This window comes from Aquibacillus rhizosphaerae, assembly GCF_030282825.1.
Lineage (GTDB): Bacteria > Bacillota > Bacilli > Bacillales > Amphibacillaceae > Aquibacillus_C > Aquibacillus_C rhizosphaerae.
On record NZ_JASTZU010000035.1, the window covers coordinates 1 to 5,125 of the forward strand.

Sequence of the window (5,125 nt, forward strand, 5' to 3'; positions counted from 1 at the left end):
ACGTTTGGCAAAATTCAATATTTAGCTCCTCATTATTTAATAAGGTGCAGGAGTCTTTTGGTCAATGTAGAATGTATCCATAAGATAATTGGATTGATTGGGGGAACTTATGGATAGCTATATACAATTCACAATCACTTTTTTATTGTTCGTCTCCTTGATACTTCCGCTTACTACTTTAGTTCACGAACTTGGTCACGCACTTACAGCATTAATATTGTTCAAAGAGCCAGTAGGAGTTAGATTGGGAAGCTCTTTCAAGGGTACTGGTTTTAAAGTAGGTAAACTAACATTTAAAATTCAGCCTTTAAGTGGGTGGGTTGGTTTTGTCGAATATAACATACCTAAAGGTAAGAATAACATTGTGTCCAATGCTATGATTATGATTGCAGGTCCATTTTTTTCATTTATACTAGGTTTAATTTGTTATATTTCAATTACATTTTCAGACAGTCAATACATTATAATTTTTTTATTAAAGTCTATTATGAATGCATCTTTGGTACAATTCATTATTACAATTCTCCCTATAAAATATCCATCATTTTTAAGGGCTTATAAAGGAATGCCAAGCGATGGATATAGAGTTATGAAACTAATTATGAGTAGGGATAATCCTAAAGAATATAAAGATAAATAGCTAAACAATCGAGAGGAAACCTGAATGTATCAGCTTTCCCTCCAATTTCATTTAATTATCAACATTATAAAAAAATGCACTCCAAAGAGGGCTTTCTAAACGGTCAACAATAACCTACGCTCTAATAAAATTCTCCACCACTTATCTTTGAGATCGCTCTACAAAATTTGGTCCATTTAGGAGGGAAATGGTTACTTCCTACTTTAATTTCACAGTAGCTTTCGTATTCAATTTGAATACGCCATTGTGTACCATCCATCACTAAAGCAAAGTATTCCTCTGCCCAATTTACGAAATCACATTTATGAAGCTCCGATTTAAACCATTCTATTTTTTCTTCCATTGGAGTATCAATAGTTTCTATATTAATCGCACTGTAATCATTTCTATCAATCTCCAACGATTCTATATCAATTATCACTCCAAAAAATGGTCCAGCGTAACCACCCGTATTTGCATGAATAACTTTTATTTGTTCATATATTTTTTTACCACGATATTTTTTCCAAGAGTAATCACAATTAAGGCAATAATACTTTCCATTACCAATAGTCATCTCATGAGTATTTTCTACAACATCCTTAGATAATTGTAACGCAGGTTCATTAGGCAGTTCTGGAATTACGTCATACGTATGATATTGTTTACACTTTGGACACATAGGATAAATTCTTCTAGGAGTGTACACCACTGTCCCTCAATTCATAAAATTTTAATTTTATAAAATATTTTTTTATACTTAATACAGCAATCTGTTGATTTTCCCTTTTTTTCTTGAACATTAGCGCAGTACTAATATAATATATCTTTAATATTACTAAGATAGCCATTTTCCTCCAGATACTTATTTGTTTGAAATTCCATGCCTTCAACAACTTCAATCCAGAATTCAGATGCTAAGCCTGTCTCTCTGTAAGTTTCAATAGAGATCGGGCTGAGATTTACCATCACTTGAAATCCCCTTAACAAATCCAGGGAAAACATCTACCCATACATCGTTTAAATTTTTTATTTCTTTAATCTTTTTCAGTTCCTCCACTTCAAGTATATATGGTTCTGATGAAAGAAGTTCATAAGGTAAATGAAAAGCCCTATCTTCCCTATAAGTATCTTCATTTCTAGTAATATCTTTTATTAAGCGTTCATAATAATAAGAAATACTACTGGCATTAATGGATGGAAGATTATCCAATTTACCTCTACTCAATAGCTTTAATTGTGAACCTAATTGTTGGTATTCCTGTGAAACTCTAGAAATGGATTAATTATTATATAGTTGATCTACCTGTTTCAGAGATATATTTTCGAATTTATAATATCAATGTAAATTTGTTGGTTGTTTGAAACGAACGAATAAAGTTTTGAGAAGTCATTAGCTACTTGTAACAATAAGTAACTTTCGTATCTTTGATTTTCTATGTACTGCTTAACTCCGAAAACGGTCACTATCAAGATTATACTTATAATTACAATTGCAAAAATTTTACGTAGTTTCATTTTACCTCTTTCTTAGAAAATCAACTAGCCACTAGATATAATTATTAGATTGAACTCCCAAACTACGGTATATTTATTCACTATTCTAAGATAGATGTATACTCATCATTTTCATAGTAACCACTTTTTTAATCTCACTACATTTTCTTTTAGAAATAAAGCATTATTTTCAATTCCTCGACGTTTACACCACCCAATACTATTAAAGGCATCAGTAAACCGATAAAAAGGCAGCACATTTTCTAGGTCAATTAATGGTCTTATACTGTTATAGCCTTCTTGGTATGCAATATATAGGCTATCATCATAACTTAAAAAATCACGATAAAGTTTGGTGAAATCAATTTCTGTTGATCCAAATCTTACACTTTCAAAATCTATTACTCCTGAAACTTTTTCCTCATCAACAATTATATTTGCTGGTCGAAAATCCATATGTACAAAGCTTGGTCCAACTGCGGAAGGAAGCTCTTGTTTCATCCTTTTAAATGTTTCAATGGCTTTATTGTATAAATGTTCATCCAAAATGTCTCTTACATCTTCAGCAAAACTATAAAATTGTTCTTCAACAAAATGAGACCAGTTCGGAAATTCATTTTTTATACCAGATAAGGCTTTCTCTGCAGGAGGACGAATGGAATGCATTTTAGCCTGAAGAACCCCGACTTGGAACGCTATTGTGGGTTTAGCCTTAGTTGATAGTGAATTACCCTTTAATTCAGATAATAAAAAAGCACCAGGACATTCCTCATCACCTGACCAATAATCTATCATTTCTGGAATAGGTACGCTTCCTTTTAAGATTTCATAGGCTTCCAACTCTCTTTGATACTTCAACTTTGTAAAAGGAATTTTCAAAAAAACATTTTCACCATTAGATAAATTACATTTATAAACGGTTGAACTATGGGAGTCTTCAACCTCATCAATTGATGATACCTTTAATCGAAATTGTTCAATGACACGATTTAACATCAAACTCCCCCTTTATACATAATCTTGCCAATTGATTTAAAAACCACAGATAGAATGACTCTATTAAACACTTACTTTTAACTATATAATAAATCAATATCAAGATATTGGACACCTAAAAATTACTTATTTAGCAAATTTATGAAAAAAATCCACACCATAGTTTACGGCGTGGATTTTCCATTCTGTCATTCACTCACCCAAGTAGGCGGTTAACATCCAAACATGCTTTTCCAAATCCGAATAAATCGCTAAAAGTATATCCCCAGTAATCTCATCATTCTCACTTTCCGTTAGTTCCATTCCATTTTTCAAAACTGAAATCATCTTTGTATAATCGTCCACTATCTCCTGTACCATTTCCGTGGATGATTCAATTGCCGGAGTCTCTTGAATAGAAGCCAACTCTAGATATTCTCTCAGACTAGCAACGGGGCTACCTCCTAATGCAAGGACGCGTTCTGCTATTTCATCAATATAACCGGCAGCCTCGTTGTAAAGCTCTTCGAATTTCGCGTGTAACGTAAAAAACTGTTCTCCTTTAACAGACCAATGATAATGTTGCAGTTTCACGTATAAGATGTTCCAATCAGAAATTTGTTTGTTTAAATAATCTTTAATCGTCATTTCTCATCCTCCTGGGAAGCACAGTTCTCTATTCAATTAGGAATTTAAGAATTTCACCAATTCATGGTTAAATTCTTCCGCATGTGTAGCGTTAAATCCGTGCGGCCCGTCTTTAATTAATACAAGTTGGCTGCCGGGAATTCGCTCATGTGTCCTCTGACCGCTTATTTCAACAGGTACAATCGCATCCGCATCACCATGAAGTATTAGCGTTGGCAAGTTAAATTTCTCCAAATCCTCACGAGAATCCGTATAACTAAATGCCGAGATGCAATCAAGCGTGCCTTTCGGTGAAGCGAATGCTGCAATATCGCGATTATACATACGGAAAGCTTCGGTAACCAAATCGGTTCTGTCACCAGATGCGAAGAAGTTTGTCGTAAACGCATCTAAAAACGCCAATCGATCGGCTTTCACCCCATCTAGAAAACCTTGGATGGTCTCATCATCGAATCCTCCATCCGGATTATCTGAAGTTTTGTGCAGAAACGGAGGAATTGCACCGGCTAACACCGCTTTTGCTACACGTTCTGTTCCATAAGTACCGATGTAACGCGACACTTCTCCGCCGCCCATCGAAAATCCAACCAGCGTTATATCTTGAAGGTCCAGTTGCAAAATCAAATTATTCAAGTCTGCCGCAAGTGTATCGTAGTCATAACCATCCCAAGGCTGTGAGGATTGACCGAACCCACGACGGTCGTACGTAATCACTCGATAACCTGCCTCCACCAATGCAGGTACTTGCTTCTCCCAAGATCTTCCGCTAAGCGGCCAACCATGAATCAAGACAACCGGTTTACCCGCTCCTACGTCCTCATAATGAAGCTCAACCGCAATTCCATTTTCTTGTCCAACTGTAACCTTACCCATTTGCCATTCCCCCATCTTCATTTCCCCAATTTTCTTACAAATATTTCTAGCTAATATTAGCCTAGTGAAATTTTATAGTCAACGCGATTAGTGTAAAGAAAGTATTAATTTCTTCGACATGGTTCGGTGTTCGATTTCAAGCAGGCTCTAAGGTATGACGATTAATTTTATCTAAGCAAAGTGCACTGAAGGGACCATACATTTCACTGCAGAAATAAAGATAGCAATTACACCCTATTTTCATTCACAAATAATTCCATTGAGTATATTTTAAATCTAATAGTGATTTTTCAAAAAAACAGAATTTAATACTAATTAAAACAGGGATCAGACCCTCGTCCATTTGAGGAATCTGACCCCTGTTACAATCATCAACTACAAACCGCATTAAAGAGCGGTTTAATCAAAGAGTTTCCTTTTGGACTAACATAAATTAGTGAGACAATATAAAACACCTTCGGAAATGGTACACTTAAGACAAGTACTAAAATCGGAGGTGTTTTTCATGGGGAA

At 34.8% G+C, this 5,125-nt stretch carries 7 protein-coding genes; 1 reads left to right on the forward strand and 6 read right to left on the reverse strand.

Annotation, left to right across the window (positions count from 1 at the left end; all coding sequences use genetic code 11):
- Positions 1–109 precede the first annotated feature (109 nt).
- A complete protein-coding gene (locus QQS35_RS10620) occupies positions 110–640 on the forward strand; it encodes a M50 family metallopeptidase (protein ID WP_285930886.1) in 531 nt (176 codons plus the stop codon).
- Positions 641–761: 121 nt separating this feature from the next.
- Here the strand turns inward: QQS35_RS10620 and QQS35_RS10625 are convergent, their stop codons facing one another.
- From QQS35_RS10625 to QQS35_RS10650, 6 genes are all read right to left on the reverse strand, one after another.
- On the reverse strand, positions 762–1,301 hold the full coding sequence (locus tag QQS35_RS10625; RefSeq protein WP_285932059.1) for a hypothetical protein: 540 nt from the start codon (positions 1,299–1,301) through the stop codon (positions 762–764).
- 131 nt (positions 1,302–1,432) lie between these two features.
- Complete coding sequence (locus QQS35_RS10630; protein ID WP_285932060.1) at positions 1,433–1,588, reverse strand: hypothetical protein; 156 nt, start codon at positions 1,586–1,588, stop codon at positions 1,433–1,435.
- Positions 1,560–1,832 carry a hypothetical protein gene (locus QQS35_RS10635; protein ID WP_285932061.1) on the reverse strand — a complete coding sequence of 91 codons (273 nt, stop codon included), beginning with the start codon at positions 1,830–1,832 and terminating at the stop codon, positions 1,560–1,562. Before QQS35_RS10635 ends, QQS35_RS10630 begins: the two co-directional genes overlap by 29 nt.
- 416 nt (positions 1,833–2,248) lie before the next feature.
- On the reverse strand, positions 2,249–3,112 hold the full coding sequence (locus tag QQS35_RS10640; protein WP_285932062.1) for a phosphotransferase family protein: 864 nt from the start codon (positions 3,110–3,112) through the stop codon (positions 2,249–2,251).
- A gap of 192 nt (positions 3,113–3,304) precedes the next feature.
- Positions 3,305–3,739, reverse strand: a complete 435-nt coding sequence (locus tag QQS35_RS10645) for a Dps family protein (RefSeq protein WP_285932063.1) — start codon at positions 3,737–3,739, stop codon at positions 3,305–3,307.
- Positions 3,740–3,775: 36 nt separating this feature from the next.
- Positions 3,776–4,612, reverse strand: coding sequence for an alpha/beta fold hydrolase (locus QQS35_RS10650; protein WP_285932065.1), 837 nt, complete (start codon positions 4,610–4,612; stop codon positions 3,776–3,778).
- Positions 4,613–5,125 lie beyond the last annotated feature (513 nt).